Annotated in this window: 18 protein-coding genes and 1 riboswitch; of the genes, 14 read left to right on the forward strand and 4 right to left on the reverse strand. The window is 45.2% G+C overall.

Features of this window, described 5'->3' with window-relative positions:
• Nucleotides 1–23 precede the first annotated feature (23 nt).
• From AE2B122_RS17320 to AE2B122_RS17385, 14 genes are all read left to right on the forward strand, one after another.
• A complete protein-coding gene (locus AE2B122_RS17320; RefSeq protein ID WP_095220505.1) occupies nucleotides 24–1,151 on the forward strand; it encodes a homoserine dehydrogenase in 1,128 nt (375 codons plus the stop codon).
• Nucleotides 1,152–1,169: 18 nt separating this feature from the next.
• Entirely contained in the window at nucleotides 1,170–1,712 is a 543-nt protein-coding gene (locus AE2B122_RS17325; RefSeq protein WP_175074872.1) for an NADPH-dependent FMN reductase, read from the forward strand.
• A 144-nt stretch (nucleotides 1,713–1,856) separates the two neighbouring features.
• Nucleotides 1,857–1,960: riboswitch (SAM riboswitch) on the forward strand.
• Between the two features lie 128 nt (nucleotides 1,961–2,088).
• Nucleotides 2,089–3,012, forward strand: coding sequence for an ABC transporter permease (locus AE2B122_RS17330; RefSeq protein WP_095220507.1), 924 nt, complete (start codon nucleotides 2,089–2,091; stop codon nucleotides 3,010–3,012).
• A gap of 16 nt (nucleotides 3,013–3,028) precedes the next feature.
• Nucleotides 3,029–3,892: an ABC transporter permease gene (locus AE2B122_RS17335; RefSeq protein WP_175074873.1), complete on the forward strand. Its 864-nt coding sequence runs from the start codon at nucleotides 3,029–3,031 to the stop codon at nucleotides 3,890–3,892.
• A gap of 21 nt (nucleotides 3,893–3,913) precedes the next feature.
• Complete coding sequence (locus AE2B122_RS19545; protein WP_175074874.1) at nucleotides 3,914–5,728, forward strand: ABC transporter ATP-binding protein; 1,815 nt, start codon at nucleotides 3,914–3,916, stop codon at nucleotides 5,726–5,728.
• Nucleotides 5,725–7,071: an LLM class flavin-dependent oxidoreductase gene (locus tag AE2B122_RS17345; protein WP_175074875.1), complete on the forward strand. Its 1,347-nt coding sequence runs from the start codon at nucleotides 5,725–5,727 to the stop codon at nucleotides 7,069–7,071. Before AE2B122_RS19545 ends, AE2B122_RS17345 begins: the two co-directional genes overlap by 4 nt.
• Before the next feature lie 8 nt (nucleotides 7,072–7,079).
• Nucleotides 7,080–8,693, forward strand: a complete 1,614-nt coding sequence (locus AE2B122_RS17350; RefSeq protein WP_175074876.1) for an ABC transporter substrate-binding protein — start codon at nucleotides 7,080–7,082, stop codon at nucleotides 8,691–8,693.
• A gap of 35 nt (nucleotides 8,694–8,728) precedes the next feature.
• Nucleotides 8,729–8,995, forward strand: coding sequence for a hypothetical protein (locus AE2B122_RS17355; protein WP_245840430.1), 267 nt, complete (start codon nucleotides 8,729–8,731; stop codon nucleotides 8,993–8,995).
• The gene (locus tag AE2B122_RS17360; RefSeq protein ID WP_175074877.1) at nucleotides 8,992–10,287 is read left to right on the forward strand and encodes an O-acetylhomoserine aminocarboxypropyltransferase/cysteine synthase family protein; all 1,296 of its coding nucleotides are present in this window, start codon (nucleotides 8,992–8,994) and stop codon (nucleotides 10,285–10,287) included. Before AE2B122_RS17355 ends, AE2B122_RS17360 begins: the two co-directional genes overlap by 4 nt.
• Before the next feature lie 15 nt (nucleotides 10,288–10,302).
• Nucleotides 10,303–10,686: a hypothetical protein gene (locus AE2B122_RS17365; RefSeq protein WP_175074878.1), complete on the forward strand. Its 384-nt coding sequence runs from the start codon at nucleotides 10,303–10,305 to the stop codon at nucleotides 10,684–10,686.
• A 13-nt stretch (nucleotides 10,687–10,699) separates the two neighbouring features.
• Entirely contained in the window at nucleotides 10,700–12,028 is a 1,329-nt protein-coding gene (locus tag AE2B122_RS17370) for an LLM class flavin-dependent oxidoreductase (RefSeq protein WP_175074879.1), read from the forward strand.
• A gap of 13 nt (nucleotides 12,029–12,041) precedes the next feature.
• Nucleotides 12,042–12,182, forward strand: a complete 141-nt coding sequence (locus AE2B122_RS17375; protein ID WP_318250124.1) for a YezD family protein — start codon at nucleotides 12,042–12,044, stop codon at nucleotides 12,180–12,182.
• A gap of 27 nt (nucleotides 12,183–12,209) precedes the next feature.
• On the forward strand, nucleotides 12,210–12,404 hold the full coding sequence (locus AE2B122_RS17380) for a hypothetical protein (protein WP_175074880.1): 195 nt from the start codon (nucleotides 12,210–12,212) through the stop codon (nucleotides 12,402–12,404).
• A 97-nt stretch (nucleotides 12,405–12,501) separates the two neighbouring features.
• Nucleotides 12,502–13,272, forward strand: a complete 771-nt coding sequence (locus AE2B122_RS17385; protein ID WP_175074881.1) for a zinc ribbon domain-containing protein — start codon at nucleotides 12,502–12,504, stop codon at nucleotides 13,270–13,272.
• Nucleotides 13,273–13,323: 51 nt separating this feature from the next.
• Here the strand turns inward: AE2B122_RS17385 and AE2B122_RS17390 are convergent, their stop codons facing one another.
• The 4 genes from AE2B122_RS17390 to AE2B122_RS17405 form a co-directional block, all read right to left on the reverse strand.
• Nucleotides 13,324–14,922: a zinc ribbon domain-containing protein gene (locus tag AE2B122_RS17390; protein WP_175074882.1), complete on the reverse strand. Its 1,599-nt coding sequence runs from the start codon at nucleotides 14,920–14,922 to the stop codon at nucleotides 13,324–13,326.
• Between the two features lie 195 nt (nucleotides 14,923–15,117).
• Nucleotides 15,118–15,573, reverse strand: coding sequence for a GNAT family N-acetyltransferase (locus AE2B122_RS17395; RefSeq protein WP_175074883.1), 456 nt, complete (start codon nucleotides 15,571–15,573; stop codon nucleotides 15,118–15,120).
• Nucleotides 15,574–15,642: 69 nt separating this feature from the next.
• Nucleotides 15,643–16,071 (reverse strand): universal stress protein, encoded by a 429-nt coding sequence (locus AE2B122_RS17400; protein WP_095220519.1) that lies wholly within the window; start codon nucleotides 16,069–16,071, stop codon nucleotides 15,643–15,645.
• A 14-nt stretch (nucleotides 16,072–16,085) separates the two neighbouring features.
• Entirely contained in the window at nucleotides 16,086–17,558 is a 1,473-nt protein-coding gene (locus AE2B122_RS17405; RefSeq protein WP_175074884.1) for a SulP family inorganic anion transporter, read from the reverse strand.
• Nucleotides 17,559–17,666 lie beyond the last annotated feature (108 nt).

Genomic DNA, 17,666 nt, shown 5'->3' on the forward strand with positions numbered 1-17,666 from the left:
AATCATTTAAGGAGGCAAAACAGATGACAGCAGTGAAGATAGGGTTGATTGGATATGGCACAGTAGGAAGTGCTGTAGGGAGGACGATCCGCTCCCATCAAGCGAATCTGCAGGCGATTTTTGGTAAGGAAGTACAAGTGGCAGGTGTCTTGGTGCGGGAGAAGCAGAAGTATGAACAGCAAGTAACGGACGCATTGCTGACAGACGATGCAGCGGAGCTCTTCTCAATATCTGACCTCGATGTAATCATCGAAGCAAGTGTCGGCATTGAGCCAGCCTTCAGCTACCTGACTGAAGCGATCCATCATGGCTGTCATATCATCACGGCAAATAAAGAACTGATTGCTTCCCGGGGTGCAGAGCTCAAACGCTTGGCTAAGAAGAAAGGCGTGCGGCTGGAATATGAAGCTGCAGTCGCAGGTGGCGTGCCGGTGATTGGGACGCTGAAACAGCTTCTGCATATCAACCATGTCGTTAAAGTAGAGGCAATTTTGAATGGCACATCCAATTTTATTCTGACGGAAATGTCCGATAAGGGACTACCGTTTGAGGAAGCGCTGCAGCTTGCGCAGGAAGCAGGATTTGCAGAAGCTGATCCCGCCAATGACGTTGATGGCTGGGACGCGTTTTATAAACTGATGGTGTTAAGTGATTTGTTGTTCGAGGCTCAGCCGGACTGGGAGAAAGTTACACGAAAGGGAATCCGCTCAGTTTCCTCACAGGATATCCAAGCTGCTGGAGAACAAGGTTGGAAAATCAAACATGTTGCTACGCTTGAAAATGCGGGCGGAGAAGTGACTGCATCTGTCGAACCAGTCATTTTATCTGCTGCACATCCTTTGTACAGCGTGGATGGAGTAGATAATGCTGTATGTGTGGAAGGTGACCTAGTTGGCAAGCTGAAGCTTCAAGGGCCAGGTGCTGGGGCATTGCCGACTGCAAGCGCCATCGTTGAGGACTTGGCGAATCTTGTCCACCAGCGGAAGGAAATAGAAGTAAAGCGGGTAATCAAATTCACGGAGAAGCGCGAGGCAGTTCCTTTCGTTCACTTGCCGTCTGGTGAGACCATTCTTCTGCACGGAGAAAACGTTGAATCTGATAGCCATTATTATAGAGTTGCCGCTAGAAAACCGGCTAAAGCAGAAGCTTAATACAGGAGGAGAGTTCGGATGACAATCGTATTTCTAAACGGAAGCTTGAATCCTGCATCTACAACGAGGAAGTTGTTAGAAGAAGTACAGACGCTGTTGCAAAAGGCCAGATATGAGACCGATATAATCAATATAGGGGAATTAGATCTGCCGCTTTTTCACCCGGTCCGGCCGGCTGGAGCAGCAGCTGATTGGCTGCGGGAACGAATCAGTTCGGCAGAGGGACTTGTGGTCGGTTCACCTGAATACCATGGCAGTTACAGCGGGGCATTAAAGAACGCAATTGACTATCTGGATAAAGATTTGCTGAAAGGTAAGCCCGTCGGACTGTTAACGAGTACAGGAGGACTAAAGGGCGGTATCAATACATTGAATGGGATGCGGACTGTTTTTAGCAGTCTGTCTGCGCATGCAATTCCCCAACAGCTGGCTGTAAGCCGAAAAGAATACAAGGATTTTATTCTGACCGAAGATTGTCAAAAAACACTGGAGCAATTTGTTATTGGGCTGGATGAGGCGTTGCAGCATCAAGCTGTTGCCGCCCATATACTGTTAAAATAATTTAAATATTTTGAATTTATATTGACGCGTACAAGGATTGCGTTTATTCTAATTACCATAAGTTGTATAAATGCTGACTGGACCACCAGAGGCTTTTATTCCCCGTTTGTAGGAGTAAAAGCGTTTTTTTATTTAATTGAATAGTTCTTATCAAGAGAAGTGGAGGGATATGGCCCTATGAAGCTTCGGCAGCGGGTTCCGTCAGGAATACTGTGCCAAATCCATCGGGTGATCCCGAAAGATAAGCAGGAACGACTCCCCACTTATCTTTCGTGGTGAGTCGTTTTATTTTTAGATAGAGGTTTCTGCGCCTTTAATTCCTACTATGATGATTGGAAAAGTTTAATTTATATAAGGTGGATGGAGGTGGACAGAAATGCTATATGTATTGTCTCGTTTTGGTATGGCTGCCGGTGTCATTTTAGGTTCGGTCACGCTTGTGTTTATTATCGTTAATATTCTTCCTGGAGATGTAGCGACATTATTAGCCGGAGACGATGTGCCGACAGAGACGGTAAATCAGCTTCGAGAAGAACTCGGATTGGATAGACCACTTATTTCACAATATCTGGATTACATAGCTGGGTTATTCCAAGGAGATTTAGGAACCTCTTATGCGAATAGTGAACCGGTTCTGGACCGGCTGCTTGATAATTTGGGACCAACATTGGCGCTAACCATATCGAGCATGATTGTAGCTATTGTACTAGGTCTGATTTTAGGTATCTTATCAGCGGTATATCAGAACAAACTGCTGGATGGCATTATCCGGGTGTTGAGTTTGATCGGGGTTTCTACTCCTAATTTCTGGATTGGAATTCTTCTTATATGGATCTTTTCCGTACAACTCCACCTGCTGCCGTCCATCGGAAATGGATCTTTTGAGCAGCTGATTCTGCCATCGATTGGTCTCGGAATTACCGGCGCGGGAGTGATTACAAGGCTGATTCGGAACAGCATTTTGGAAGCATCTAATGAGCCATTCATCCGATCTTTACGCGGAAAAGGTATCGGGCAGCGAGCAATTTTGTTTAAGCATATTCTGCGTCATGCCCTTATTCCAGCGGTGACTATGGTGGGAATGATATTTGGAGAGATGCTCGCTGGTTCGGTTGTTACGGAAACTGTTTTTTCAAGACAGGGACTAGGGAGACTTATTGTAGATGCAATCGACCAAAAGGATATTCCAATCATTCAAGGTGCCATCCTGTTTACTGCCGCCTTTTATGTTGTGATCAATATGCTTGTCGATATTTCCTACAGATATATTGATCCGAGAATTCGGCTGAATGAGAAGTGAGAAAGGGTGATTTATGATGATTGGCAGCTTAAAGCGTATCAAATCTTTGTCGTACCGCCGGAACAGCTGGTGGACAGGAAGTCTGCTGCTGCTCTCAACCGGCTTTATCCTATTCATTGTAATTTGTTCCTTATTCCCTGATCAGATTGCCAGTCATTCGCCGACAAGGATGGATCCAAGCGATGCCTTATTAGCTCCATCACTGGAGCATTTGCTAGGAACCGATCAATTCGGCAGAGATATTTTCAGTCTGATTGTACATGGCAGTCAGCAATCCTTGGTTATCGGTGTTCTGTCAGTCTTAATTGGCGGAGGAATCGGCGCGTTAATCGGGTTGGTGTCTGGCTACTGTAATAACGCATTGGATAATACGTTCATGCGAATCATGGACATTATTATGACGATTCCCGGTATTATGCTGGCTATTCTCGTTTCGGCTGTATTGGGACCAAGTACGCTGAACCTTATTCTGGCTGTTTCCATCGCTTCATTGCCAGGCTATGCGAGAGTGATGCGCGGGCAAGTACTGCATGTGAAGGATGCGGGATATGTTCATGCATCCAGGTCAATTGGATTGGGACATACAGGACGGATCCTTTTCCACATATTACCGAACAGTCTCCCGCCCATGCTTGTTATGGCAACAATCGGAGTTGGGAATGCAATCTTAATGGCAACAGGTCTTAGTTTCCTAGGTTTAGGTACTGTTCATGAAATACCGGATTGGGGTTATCTGCTGTCCCTAGGAAGGGACTACCTTACAGTCGCTTGGTGGATCGGATTCTTCCCAGGTCTGTTCATTTCATTATTCGTTATTTCCGTCAACATTCTTGGCGATGCCTACCGAAATTATCTTGATCCGCGATCTGCCACGTCTTAAAGAACAGAAAGGAGCTGTAATATGCGTACATTACTGGAGATCAGAAACTTATCTGTAGGGATAGAGCGTGGAAAGGAAGTGATTCCAGCTGTTCGCAATGTGAATCTGGACATCGGAAGCGGGGAAATCGTCTGCCTTGTGGGAGGTTCTGGAAGTGGCAAAACAGTAACATCCCTGGCTGTTCTTCGTTTGATCGATTATGAAGGAGGACGTATTACTGGAGGGGAAATCATCTTCCAGGAAGAAGATATTGCCTCTTTAGCGCAAAAGGAAATGAACGGTATACGGGGACGAAAGATTGCCATGGTAACACAGGATCCGATGACTGCATTAAATCCAGTTTTTACGATCGGCAACCAATTCGTTGAGGTGATTCGCAAGCACAAATCTGTCAGTCGCTCTGAGGCGTGGAACGAAGCAATCGGATTACTGGAGAAAGTACATATTCCGGAGCCAGCATCCAGGATGAAGCAATATCCACTTGAACTGTCCGGAGGTATGCTGCAGCGGGTAGCCATTGCACTTGCACTTGCTTGTCAGCCAGAACTTCTAATAGCGGATGAGCCGACGACAGCGCTGGACGTAACCATCCAAGCTCAAATATTGAATCTGCTTCTTGAGCTTCGTGCAGAAGAAGGAATGTCAATTTTATTCATCACACATGACTTAGCTGTTGCCGCGGAAATAGCTGATAAAGTCGCAGTCATGCATGAAGGAAGCATTGTAGAGCAAGGGACGGCTCGGGAGATTTTTGCTTTTCCTGGTCATTGGTATACCAAGTCATTGGTGCAATCCAAGCATGATTTGCTTACGAGTTCTGCCTCTGATGAGAACAGGCAGGATGACGAAATAATTTTGGAAGCAGAAGGCATCAGCAAGGTATTTCCGCTAAAGAGCAAACCGTTCCAGCCGAAAAAATACGTTCAGGCTGTGGATGAAGTGAGTTTATATATACGGAAAGGGGAGACGCTGGGCCTGGTCGGAGAATCAGGAAGCGGAAAATCGACACTCGGCAAGCTGCTCGTTTCCCTCCAGGAAGCAGATAGCGGACAAATTCTATACCGCGGTAAGGATGTTACCGGCGGAACGAAGCGGGAGAAAAAGGAACTTCGAAAAAATACACAGGTTGTTTTTCAGGATACCTTTTCTGCTTTGAATCCGCGCTGGAAGGTAGAAGAAATTATCGGAGAACCGCTTCGCGTCCATACCCGCTTATCCAAGGGTGAGATAAGGGAGCGCGTAGAGGAAGTTCTGCAGCTTGTTGACTTGGATCCTGCGTCTCGTACACGATATCCACATGAATTCTCTGGAGGGCAGCGGCAGCGTATCAATATTGCTCGTGCTATTATCTTGCATCCGGAATTCCTGTTACTGGATGAGGCTGTATCTGCCTTGGATCTTGCCGTCCAATCAAAGGTAATCGAATTGCTGAAAAAGCTACAGCAGGAAATGGGACTGTCTTATGTTTTCATAGCACATGGGTTGGATGTTGTACGTGATATATCACATCGAATCGGTGTCATGTACCTAGGGAGAATTGTAGAGATTGCGCCAGCTGAAGAGCTTTTCACCAAACCGGCTCATCCTTATACAAAAGCATTATTGGAAGCGAATCCGACAATTGACTTGGATCACAAGCGAAAGCGCCATGTGCTGCATGGTGAGATTCCGTCACCTGTGAATCCGCCTGCTGGATGTCATTTTCATACAAGATGCCCGCTGGCTACAGAAAAATGCCGATTGGAAGCGCCAGCGATGGAATTACTTATCGGTGAACGAGCTGTTGCATGCCATTATCCATTGGAGAAAAAGGAAAGGGTGGAGTTATTGAGATGACTGAGAGACGTTTGAAATTGGGAGCAATGCTGCATGGTGTCGGAACAGGATGGGATAACTGGAAACACCCAGATGCTGTAGCCGATGCCGGGACGAATCTGGAATTCTATTTGGAACAGGCCAAGCAAGCTGAAGAGGCGAAACTCGATTTTGCGTTTGTTGCAGACAGTGTCTATATTACGCCTGATTCTACACCGCATTATCTGAGTCGCTTTGAGCCGCTCACCATTCTATCGGCACTAGCGATGGCTACGAAACATCTGGGATTAGTTGCAACAATAACCGTCAGCTATACGCAGCCTTATACTGTCGCCAGGCAGCTGGCGTCACTAGATCATATTAGCAAGGGCCGTGCTGGATGGAATGTCGTAACATCCTTCCTGGAAGGAACAGCGGCTAACTATAGCCAAGAGGAGCATTATCCGCATGACCTCAGATACCAGATTGCTGATGAATTCTTGGAAGTAACGAAAGGGCTGTGGGACTCGTGGGAAGATGATGCATTCCTTCGGGATAAAAAGGCTGGAACTTTCTATGAACGTGATAAGCTGCACGCATTGCATCATAAAGGAGACTTCTTCTCGGTCAAGGGGCCGTTGAATATTTCACGGTCGAAGCAGGGACAGCCGGTCATCTTTCAAGCAGGGATGTCGGAAGCGGGGAGGGACTATGCTGCACGACATGCGGAAGGAATCTTCTGCGGTGTCGGCAGTATTGAGAATGCGAAAGCGTATTTCAAGGATATTAAGCAGCGTACTGCAGCTTACGGAAGAGATCCGAATCATATTTCCGTCATGCCGGGCATCAACCCTATCATTGCACCGACAGAGGAGGAAGCGGAGGAAAAGTATCAGCAGCGCCTCAGTCTGATCACATTGGAAAGCGCGCTTACCTCTTTAGGCAGACCATTCAATTACTATGACTTTTCCAAGCATGACTTGGATGCGCCATTCCCGGATTTAGGGGATATCGGGAAAGAATCGATCCAGAGCACAACCGAAAAGGTAGTTGAAATGGCCAAAAAGCGGCAGATGACGCTGCGTGAAGTAGCTTTGGAAAGCGCTATCCCTCGAACACCTTTCATCGGTACACCGAAGAAAGTGGCAGACCTTGTCCAGCAATGGTTCGAAGAAGAAGCTGCTGATGGTTTCATCATAGGTCCGGAGGCATCCCCTTCAAGCCTGCAGGATTTCACAGCTCATGTTGTACCGATTCTTCAGGAAAGAGGGGTCTTCCGCAGCGAGTACGATCCGGCTGCAACATTGCGTGAGAATATGGGCTTGCCGATTCCGCAAAATCGGTATACCGAGAAAAGAGCTGCAAAAGTGGAAGTAGGGAGGTAGATCAGCAGATGAAGAGATTTTACATCGTCATCCTCCTTGTAAGTTTAATAGGTCTGACAGCTTGTCAGGATGCAGAAAGGACAATCAGCGCTGCTGATGTATCCGAGAATGAAAGGTATGGCGGCACGTTGACCTTTGCAATCAGTGTGCCGATTGTTGGGGACCTGCTTGATCCGCATCGATCGGCTAGTCCAGGTAACTCCCGCATCCAAAGGAGCATGTTTGACAGTCTTGTAGCGCAAGAAGAGGATAGCAGTTTCGCACCTTGGCTGGCGACAGAATGGGAGATATCGGATGATCAGAAATCCTACACATTTCACTTACGGGATGATGTGACTTTCACAGACGGTACCCCTTTTAACGCAGAAGCAGTGAAGTTTAATTTCGAAAGGATCAAAAATTTAGATGCGCCAGGGTTGTCACTCAGCTTCATCGGACCGTATGAATCAACGGAAATAATTGATGAATATACTGTGCGGATCCATTTCAGCAAACCTTTTTCTCCTTTCCTTAGCAATCTGGCAACGGAGAACCTGGCTATGGTATCGCCAACTGCTGTAGAAGAAAGAGGAGATTCATTTGCGGTCAATCCGGTAGGTTCCGGTCCTTTCAAAGTAACTGATTACACACTAGGCACAGAATATGTGCTGGAGCGAAATGAGGACTACAGCTGGGGACCGGCAAATACAGTGCATACAGGGAAGGCATATCTGGATAAATTGGTCATTAAAATCATCACGGAGGACTCCACTCGAGTGAGCAGTCTGCACAGCGGGGATGTTGACGCTATCGATACGATTCCACCGCAGCATGTTGAGGTCTTGGAAAACGATAAGGATTTGAATATATCTGAAGTAGAGCTGCTGAATTATAATGCAGCAATTCAATTCAATGCGACAGAAGGGCTTCTTCAGGATAAAGAATTACGGGAAGCACTTCGTCTTGGCGTCGATTGGGATGCTATTGTACGAACGGTCTACCTTGGGACGTATGATCGCGCATATGCGGCGCTATCTCCTTCACTACTCGGAGCCGATACAGCTTTAGAGGGAAAATGGGAGTTTGATGCGGGTCAGGCCGAAGCAATGCTTGATGAACTCGGATGGAAAAAGGGAGAAGACGGCATTCGTGTGAAGGATGGCAAACGCCTTTCGTTAGAAATGATCGACTTCTATGCCAACCGAGAGAAGCGTATGGACGTTATGACAATGGTCCAGAATTCCTGGAAGAATATCGGTGTCGAGCTGAACATCCATACAATTTCCCGAGGCGAGTATACAGACAGAAGAATGGCCGGGGATTATGACATGTGGATTGGCAGCCAGTATGGTCCGGATCCTGATGGTGTGCTGCGTGCTTATCTTGCTGCCAAGGAAGGCTATCACGATGAATACCAGGATACAAGAGTGACAGAATTACTTGATGCAGCCACAGATGAACAGGATACCGAAAAGCGGGCTTCCCTTTATGAGGAATTGCAGGAGTATTTATTTGAGGAAGTATATTCTATCCCTGTATACGTGCTGCCGTATACGGTTGCTGCAAATAAGCAGGTATTCGATATTGATTTTGATACAAAAGGGTCGCCGTATTTCTATGATACGTGGGTCCTGCCAGAGTGATGGGAGACAGGCAAAAAGAGAGGGGACACAACTTGGTGAATACAGAGCAAGCGCAGTTGCAATGGCCCGACCTCCAGTTCATTAACTGGTGCAGTGGCCAGTATGGCATCAATCGAGGCATCTACAATACGATTGATGCCTGGCTGTATGAGTACGGCATCCTCGAGTTGAAGGAAAGAAGAAAAGTGATGATTCTATTCTTGCAGCAAGCAGGACAAAGAGATGGAGATAAGTTTGGTAAAGGCGGACTTGCAAGGAATTTGGAGCAGTTCATCACAATATTTGAAAGGGTGGGGACATGACGGAGAAACAAATTACCACTAAAAAGTTAGGATTTGATACAGCTGCTCTCCATGCCGGCCAGCATCCAGATCCCCATAATGGGGCGAGAGCAGTGCCGCTGTTTCAGACGAGTTCCTATGTATTTGAGTCAACAGAGAAAGCAGCTGCTTTGTTCCGTATGCAGGAGCCGGGTTACATCTACTCTCGGAACGGCAATCCAACCAATGCGGTATTGGAGGAGCGCTTAGCAGAATTGGAAGGAGGTATCGGCGGTTTTGCCGTTTCTTCCGGTCAGGCTGCGATCTCGGTCGCCTTGCTGACACTGGCAAAAGCAGGAGATGAGATCATCACAACGAACGCACTTTATGGCGGAACATATAATTTGTTCTCAGAAACGTTCAAAGGGTTCGGTGTGACGGTTAGATTCGTCGATGGACGTAATCTTGAGGAAGTAGAGCAGACAGTCAATGACCGGACAAAGGCAATTTTCACCGAATCTATCGGGAATCCAAATGCGGAAATCGCGGACCTCCACAGTTTATCTGCAATTGCCAAAAGAAATCGTCTGCCATTAGTCGTAGACAATACGTTCACTACACCATACTTGCAGAAGCCGATAGATTTCGGAGCAGATATCGTCGTCTTTTTCACTACGAAATTCATCGGCGGACACGGAACATCCATTGGGGGTGCGATAGTGGATGCCGGCACATTCGACTGGACGAATGAACGTTTTCCGGACTTCAATCGGGATAAGCCGAGTATCGGAAATACATCATTCACAAAACTGGCAGGTAACCGGGCATTCATAGCCAAAGCGCGTTTTGAATTGGGGCATGACCTTGGCACGAGTCTTTCACCATTCAATAGCTGGCTTTTCATCCAAGGGCTGGAGACATTGTCGTTCCGTATGAAGCAGCATGTCCATAACGCTAAAGAGACTGCGGCCTTCCTGCGCCAGCATCCAGCTGTTGAGTGGGTGAACTACCCGGACTCAAAGGATGATCCGCAGTATGAATTGGCACAGGCATATTTGCCAAAAGGAGCAAGCTCTATTTTCACATTCGGTATTAAAGGCGGTCGAAAAGCTGCAGAGCAATTCATTGATTCCCTGTCACTAATCTCGCACTTAGCCAATGTAGGAGATTCGAAAACATTAGCCATTCATCCGGCAAGTACGACACATGCTCGAATGACAGAGGAGCAGCAGCTGCAGGCTGGTGTATACCCGGATCAAATCCGATTATCAATTGGCTTGGAAGATATCGATGATATTCTTGCAGATCTTGATCAGGCGTTGCAAGCAAATTAAAAGGAGGAGAATTATATGAAGATAGCAGCAGCAATTAACCAGAAGGATTATATCGTTCCGATAGTTGATGGTGAAACAATTCGGTTGTTTGATACGCAAACGAAAGAATTAACAAATATGGAAAATCCGGCGCCTAAATTGACGGAAGGCAGGAGGGGTGCAGCTTTGGCGTTAGCTAGACAACATGGTGCAGAAGCCTTCGCAGCACCTCCTCAGACGTTTTGTGAGCTATCTTATGAGAAAGCGCAGCAAGAGCATCTCTTATTCTTCAATCTGGAATCGCCGCTGCCATTCGATACATTTCTGGAACTACTGGAGCAAGGATTTGTTGTTGGAGAAAGAGAGATTGCATCCAAAAACGTAGCACCAAGCACTCCAGCTCCATTCCAATCTAAATAAAGGAGGATTAACCATGGGAGATAAGCAATTGCATTTAGGGCTCTTCCTAATGGGAAGCGGACACCATATCGCATCATGGCGACATCCAGATGTTGATTCAGACCAAGTAACATCCTTCCGCTATTTCGCAGAGATCGCTAAGAAAGCGGAAGCGGGTAAGCTGGATATGCTTTTTCTCAGTGATGGACTATCCTTTCATGAACTATCCCACCCTGCAGAGTTGAGCCGATTCGAGCCGGTTTCCTTGCTGAGTGCGCTGGCTGTTGTCACGAATAAGATAGGGCTCGCTTCCACGGTCACTACTACCTATAATGAGCCCTTCCATGTGGCGAGGAAATTCCTTTCCCTTGATCATTTGAGCGAAGGGCGAGCCGGTTGGAATGTGGTTACTTCCTATTACGAATCGGAAGCTAGAAACTTCAGTAAGTACGAGCATCTTGCCCATCAGGATCGATACATACGGGCAAAGGAATTCCTTGATGTAGTGAATGGACTATGGAACAGCTGGGAACCGGATGCATTGGTGCGAAACAAGGAACAAGGCATTTATTTCGAGAAAGAAAAGCTTCATCGTATCCATCACAAAGGTACGTATTTCTCTGTAGAAGGACCGCTGAATATCGCGAGATCACCGCAAGGGAAGCCAGTCATTATTCAAGCAGGCTCTTCGGATGCTGGGGTGAACCTTGCTGCAAAATCAGCTGACATCATTTTCACTGCCCAGGATAACTTGGCAGATGCCAAAGCCTTCTATCAAAGAGTCAAAGATAAAGTCCAGACATATGGACGCGATCCTGATCATGTCAAAATCATGCCAGGTGTTTCTGTATATGTCGGAAACACACGTGCAGAAGCTGTAGAAAAGTATGAGCAATTGCAGCGATTGATCACGCCAGAGGTCGGAAAGAATCTGTTATCCGAATATCTTGGGGGCTTTGATATTAGTCCGTATAGTGTGGATGGACCACTTCCTGAAATACCGGAAACGAATGGCAACAAAAGCCGCAGGGCATTGCTGATCAAGCTGGCCGAGGAAAAGCAGCTGACGATTCGGGAGCTGTATCAATATGTAGCAGGATCGAGAGGGCATCGTCTTATTTTTGGAACAGCCGAAGAAATTGCTGATGATCTAGAGAACTGGCTTCATGAAGATGGCGCAGATGGCTTCAATCTGATGCTGCCATCCTTTCCGAATAGCTTGGATGATTTCGTAGATCAGGTGATTCCTGTACTTCAAGAGAGAGGAATTTACCGAAAGGATTATACGGCCAGCACATTGAGAGCGCATCTAGGTCTTCCGGAAGCCGTATACAAAAGTCCGATTTTAAATAATCAAAGATGAAAGGATGATAGATTTGAGTAAGCAAGAAAATGAAGAAAAGTGGGAAGAGATCATTGAGAAAGTGGATGACCTGCAATATGGCACTGTCTTGATCACTGTGCATGATAATGAAATCAAGCAAGTGGACATTACGGAAAAGAAACGGTTTGGGTAAAAACTAGATTATGTGGGGAGGCATTCCATGACCTATCAATTGGGCATTCTGGATTCCGATCAGCGGATGAAGACAATCCGTAAGATGCGCTGCAGGTTACTATTCGACTCGCCATTCAGAAGGAAGAATGTGGTTATGATCGGTTCTGAATTTCAGAGCTTTTTGCCGTACCTGAATGAATTGACGGGGCATGCACTCCAGAGTGTATGTCCTTTTACATAGTAAATTATAATAAGAACTGCCTCTTTTGACCTATTTTTTGTATAATGAGGAAGTACATAGATAAATGTGCAATTTTTTAGGTAAGGGAGTAGATTTTATGGTAACTTGTCCGTCATGTGGACACAACAATACGGAAGGGAGTAAGTTTTGCGAGAATTGCGGTGCTGCTTTGCAAGGGCAAACTGCAGCAGGTAACACACAGCAGGCGGCGCAGGCTCAATATGCAGCGACAAGCCAGCAAGATACCGGCGGAAAAGCGAATGAATATTTGGAGACAACTAAAAAAGTATCCAAACAGTATTTCTCTTATTTCCTAGATGTCTTGAAGCGCCCTGATGGTAATGGAATGAAATACGGAACGGATAATTTTGTGAATGCTATTATTACATTTGTTTTATTCTCATTGATCATTCCGTTGACTCTTTACGTCCATGCTAACCGTCAGAGCTATTTTGAGGTACCATTTGGCGAAGTAGTGGTTAAACCTGTTATTGTTTTTGCTGTTTTCTTATTTATTTTTGCTACTATCATTTTTGGTGTCTTGAAATTGGATCAATCGTCTGTATCTTATAAGTCTGTCCTAGTCCGATACGGGAGCTTATTAGTGCCTTTCACTGCAATAATGTTCGTGGGGGCTTTGTTGACCTTCCTTGGATTGGAGTTATGGGGAAGCGTATTAGTTTTAAGTGGTTTCTCTTTTGCTCTTGTAATTGTCCCGTTGATTTTGATTCCTGGTTTCAAGCAGGATAGACAACGCGGAATTGATAATGTCTATTTAGTAATAATTGTGTATGTAATTACTAGCATAGTACTTGGTATCATGTTCTCCATGATCATGGATTCATTAGAGTATTCAAGCTTTTTCTAAACTTGGTTTTAATCGTAAAAGCACATCAGCTAAGCTGATGTGCTTTTCTCTTTACTCAATATTTGATAGCTTCCAATCGTCTCCGGATTTTTCTGCTGTGTATGTCCAGTTATAATCTTGTTGTTCGGAGGTTCCATCGCTATAAGAGATTGTAATCGTCTCATTGGTCTTGATGGTTGCTGAATCGCCATCTTCTTCGTAGCTGGTAATCTCGTAATCATCCAGAGATTCAGTGATGCTTTTGGATGTAAGATTATCAACAAGTGTTTGTTGTGATTCATATAACGCCGATCCTTCAACCATATAAGGAGAAACACTGCTGAAGCTATCGTAATTAATAGCGTCGATTAAGCCATAAAGGTAGTTGTCCATCAATGTGATTGCTGAGTCGGGAATATCCCCTTCAGCGCTGCTATCATCCGTTTTTGTTTCATCGGATTTGGCAGATCCATCAGCTTCATATACCGTAGGCTTCTTGTTCTCTACTACTTCTGTGTTATCACCGATGGAGCTGAAATAATTATAGTCTGCATCATATGCTTGCCATTTCTTTGCTTTTTCATCATAGATCATAGTGTAATTCAGTTCATGGGACTGCTCTGCTAAATCATCGGATTCTTCATCATAAATCTCTGCTTCGTTGAACGTTTGATTGACATCTACTGTTACCGCCCAGCCCGTGTCCAATTTTGTTACATTAAATGTATCCAAATCAAATTCTGATGATAAATAAGAGCCTTTGTATGAATTACTCCAGAAATCTAAATTGTCAATTTCGTCTTGGACCATCTGCTTGAACGGTTTTCCAGCATCTTTAAGGAGACTGGTGTCTTTAGCCGCTTTAGCATTTGCCAGCTGATCACCGACTGTATTAATCTGGTCCATGATTTGTTTTTTTGTATCTTCTGTTATAGAACCTTCTACTTGCAGGTCACTGTATGGATTCGTATCTTCGCTGTAGAGGTTCATGTTTTCTGTTGCAGCCATTTCTATCATATCGTGTGTCAGTGCAGCAGATACTTCGTGAGTACCAGGTACAAATGGACCATAAGTCTTTTCGAAATCATCTGCGTCTGCCTTTCCAACTTCCTTACCATCTACTTTCAGTACTGTATCTTTGTAAGCAGTGGCTAGGGTTATGTAGTAAGGCTGTACGTTAATTTCGTAATTATCATACAGAAGAAGTTTTTTGCCATCCTTAGAAAGGTGGATAGGGCCAGTAGCATAAGCAACTGTTTCCTCTGTTTGGCTTCTCATATCAGCTACTAAAATGTCCAATTCTTCTGGATTTTCATTGTAGTAAGCTATCAGCCCTGTTACTGAATCCTCATCAATCTTAAGCTCTTTATCGTCTGTTGTGATGACTTTAGCAAGTTTCTTTGCATCTTTCTCTGCTAAAGCTGTTTCGAATTTGTCAATCACCTTATCTTTGCTAGTCATTGCTTCTCCTGTCTTGTAGCCGGCAAACAGGATGATCAGAACTGCGATGACACTTGCTAGGATGATCTTGTTCTTTTTACTCATTTTCTTCTTGGGTGCGGTTTGCTGCTGGCGCTGAGGAGTGGGTTTACCGCTCGAGCTTGTGCCGCAGTTATTACAGAACTGTGCGCCAGGCTTCAGTTCGTTACCGCATTCTTTACAATAATTCATAATTTCTCCTTCCTCTGTCTTATCAGAATAATAGTATAAGGACAAATAAAGACAGCATTCTTATTATAATATTATCCTACTAAATATCTAGATAAATAAGAGAATTAAATTGAAAAAATGGAATTTTACTAATAAATATTCCAATAAAAAACGACCTCGCTTGGCGGGTCGTAGATTAATAGGGTAATGCTGCAGTTACAGGTTATAACGAAAACGAATCATATCCCGGCACTGGATACCATTTTCAAAAATAGGTCTTTCGTAGTTGCGAAGAAAGAAATCATAATCAATTGCTATCATCCTGAAGCCGCATTTTTGATAAAAGGCAATTTGATCGATACTGGAATTGCCTGTTCCTACTTCCAGACAAGTATAGCCCTGTGCGCGGGCTTGCTCAATCGCATGATGGATGAGTTTTCTGCCTATACCTTTTCCTTGATCAGCTTCTCTTACAGAAATGTTGATTACTTCCACGATGTCTGAGCTGGTCGGCAGCAAAACGTAAATGCCCGAGATATGATTGTCTATTTCTGCAATAAAACTGCTTCCATGACGAAGGTATGACTCTATTTTTGTTATAGATGGATCTGCTTCGAGCAAGAGATCCATGGGCGGTGTTTCAGTTGTTGGGTGGAGCTTGCGTATCTTCATCAATTCACCCCTCTAATTATTTAGTATAGGCTATGAAAAAGGCTGCCGAAATCTTTCGGCAGCCTTTTGTTACGGCAGGTATTTGACAATCATGACAGAGCACTTCGCTCGTTTAGCGACACGGCTGCTGACACTTCCCATGACGATTTCCTGGAGTGGATTCAGTCCGCGACTGCCGATGATAATAAGATCAGCTCGAGTATCACGTGCATGCTCTAATATCATCGGTGCAGGCTCGCCGTGTTTCATGATCAGCTTGTATTGGATGGATGCTGCTTCGAATGCATCTCGGAAACGCTGGAGCTTCTCATCGCGTTTGCTTTGCAGTTGAATTGGATCACTGCTGTGCAGAACGTCTGCTTTGGTCTTTTCATAATCAAGAACTTGGATCCCCTCCACATGGGTTCCGGGCTGCAGCTTCGCCAGTTGGATGGCATGCTCTGCTGCTAGGAAGGAGTGGTCGGACCCATCAATTGCTACTACGATTTTCTTATACATGGATGCACCGCCTTTTAGTGGTTTGATACGTTCACATGTGCTGAATCGTTAGTTGTCAATTTGTGCATAAGTGCCTGGCTATCCTTGTTCAACCCTTCCAAAGTAACGGAAGAGCCCTTCTCCTTGAATTTTAGCACGATTTTGTCAATCGCTGCTACTGCTGAGTCATCCCAAACATGCGTGTTGGTGAAATTTAGTGTTATATGCTTGGATTTATTCTCAAATGAGAAGCTGTTCGTGAAATCAGTGACGGAAGCAAAGAATAGCTGTCCGCTGATAGTGTAGCGGGTATGATCTGCTGTAGTGCCGGTACTTTTTTCGACTTTCACTTTCGATATTTTTGCAACAAAGAAAATTGCGCTCAATAGTATGCCGATGAATACACCTATGGATAGGTTATGGGTCGCCACTACAGCGATGACGGTTACTACCATGACTACTGAATCCGATAAAGGAACGCGGGTAAGGCTGCGCAGGGAAGACCAGTCAAATGTACCGATACAAACCATGATCATAACACCGACTAGAGCGGGCATCGGGATTTTCACTACCCAGTCTCCTAATACGAGAATTAAGAACATCAAGAATATACCTGCAACAAGCGTAGACAGTCGTCCCCGTCCGCCTGATTTGACGTTGATAACGGACTGTCCGATCATTGCACATCCTGCCATTCCGCCAAAGAAGCCTGTTACGATATTGGCAATACCTTGTCCGCGGGCTTCTTTGTTCTTGTTACTGTCTGTATCCGTCATGTCATCAACGATAGACGCAGTGAGCAAGGATTCCAGCAACCCAACGATCGACAAAGCTAGTGCAGTCGGGAATATTATTTGCAATGTCTCTAAGTTGAGTGGGATATTTGGAAAAAGAAAGGTAGGCAGTGCTTGCTTGATTTCCCCTAGATCACCAACGGTGCGGACATCAATATGCAGGAACAACGAGATAATTGTCACTGCCAGAATGGCCACAAGCGGAGCGGGTACAGCTTTCGTAATGAGCGGGAACAGATAAATGATGGCAAGCGTGACTCCCACTACGATATAGGTGGTCGTATTGATGCCGATGAAATGTGGAACCTGCGCCATGAAAATTAAGATAGCAAGCGAGTTCACGAATCCGATCATGACAGAACGCGGAATGAACTTCATAAAACGGGCAATACCTAAGACACCGAATAAGAGCTGTAATACCCCGGTTAGAATCGTAGTAGCGAATAAGTATTGTAAGCCGTAATCTTTCACTAATGTCACCATCAATAATGCCATTGCTCCTGTTGCAGCGGAAATCATTGCTGGTCTGCCGCCGACGATAGCAATGACGACTGCCATCGAGAAGGATGCATACAATCCGACCATCGGGTCTACCCCTGCGATGATGGAGAAGGCGATTGCCTCCGGAATTAAAGCCAAAGCAACAACGATACCGGAAAGGATGTCTCCGCGGACGTTGCCAAACCATTGTTTATTCAATTTTACTGTTGCCAATTTACTTACACCTCATTTTTATTATCTTGTTGACTTCTAAGTCTCATAGAAGTCGGGTCCGAATTTTGATAAGCTTACTGTAACACGATTCAGCAAGTTTTGGAACCA

The organism is Terribacillus sp. AE2B 122 (genome assembly GCF_902497585.1).
GTDB lineage: Bacteria > Bacillota > Bacilli > Bacillales > Amphibacillaceae > Terribacillus > Terribacillus saccharophilus_A.

Coding starts and splice junctions, on each gene's coding strand:
- AE2B122_RS17320 (WP_095220505.1), top strand. CDS start 24: ATGACAGCAGTGAAGATAGGGTTGATTGGATATGGCACAGTAGGAAGT.
- AE2B122_RS17325 (WP_175074872.1), top strand. CDS start 1,170: ATGACAATCGTATTTCTAAACGGAAGCTTGAATCCTGCATCTACAACG.
- AE2B122_RS17330 (WP_095220507.1), top strand. CDS start 2,089: ATGCTATATGTATTGTCTCGTTTTGGTATGGCTGCCGGTGTCATTTTA.
- AE2B122_RS17335 (WP_175074873.1), top strand. CDS start 3,029: ATGATTGGCAGCTTAAAGCGTATCAAATCTTTGTCGTACCGCCGGAAC.
- AE2B122_RS19545 (WP_175074874.1), top strand. CDS start 3,914: ATGCGTACATTACTGGAGATCAGAAACTTATCTGTAGGGATAGAGCGT.
- AE2B122_RS17345 (WP_175074875.1), top strand. CDS start 5,725: ATGACTGAGAGACGTTTGAAATTGGGAGCAATGCTGCATGGTGTCGGA.
- AE2B122_RS17350 (WP_175074876.1), top strand. CDS start 7,080: ATGAAGAGATTTTACATCGTCATCCTCCTTGTAAGTTTAATAGGTCTG.
- AE2B122_RS17360 (WP_175074877.1), top strand. CDS start 8,992: ATGACGGAGAAACAAATTACCACTAAAAAGTTAGGATTTGATACAGCT.
- AE2B122_RS17365 (WP_175074878.1), top strand. CDS start 10,303: ATGAAGATAGCAGCAGCAATTAACCAGAAGGATTATATCGTTCCGATA.
- AE2B122_RS17370 (WP_175074879.1), top strand. CDS start 10,700: ATGGGAGATAAGCAATTGCATTTAGGGCTCTTCCTAATGGGAAGCGGA.
- AE2B122_RS17380 (WP_175074880.1), top strand. CDS start 12,210: ATGACCTATCAATTGGGCATTCTGGATTCCGATCAGCGGATGAAGACA.
- AE2B122_RS17385 (WP_175074881.1), top strand. CDS start 12,502: ATGGTAACTTGTCCGTCATGTGGACACAACAATACGGAAGGGAGTAAG.
- AE2B122_RS17390 (WP_175074882.1), bottom strand. CDS start 14,922: ATGAATTATTGTAAAGAATGCGGTAACGAACTGAAGCCTGGCGCACAG.
- AE2B122_RS17395 (WP_175074883.1), bottom strand. CDS start 15,573: ATGAAGATACGCAAGCTCCACCCAACAACTGAAACACCGCCCATGGAT.
- AE2B122_RS17400 (WP_095220519.1), bottom strand. CDS start 16,071: ATGTATAAGAAAATCGTAGTAGCAATTGATGGGTCCGACCACTCCTTC.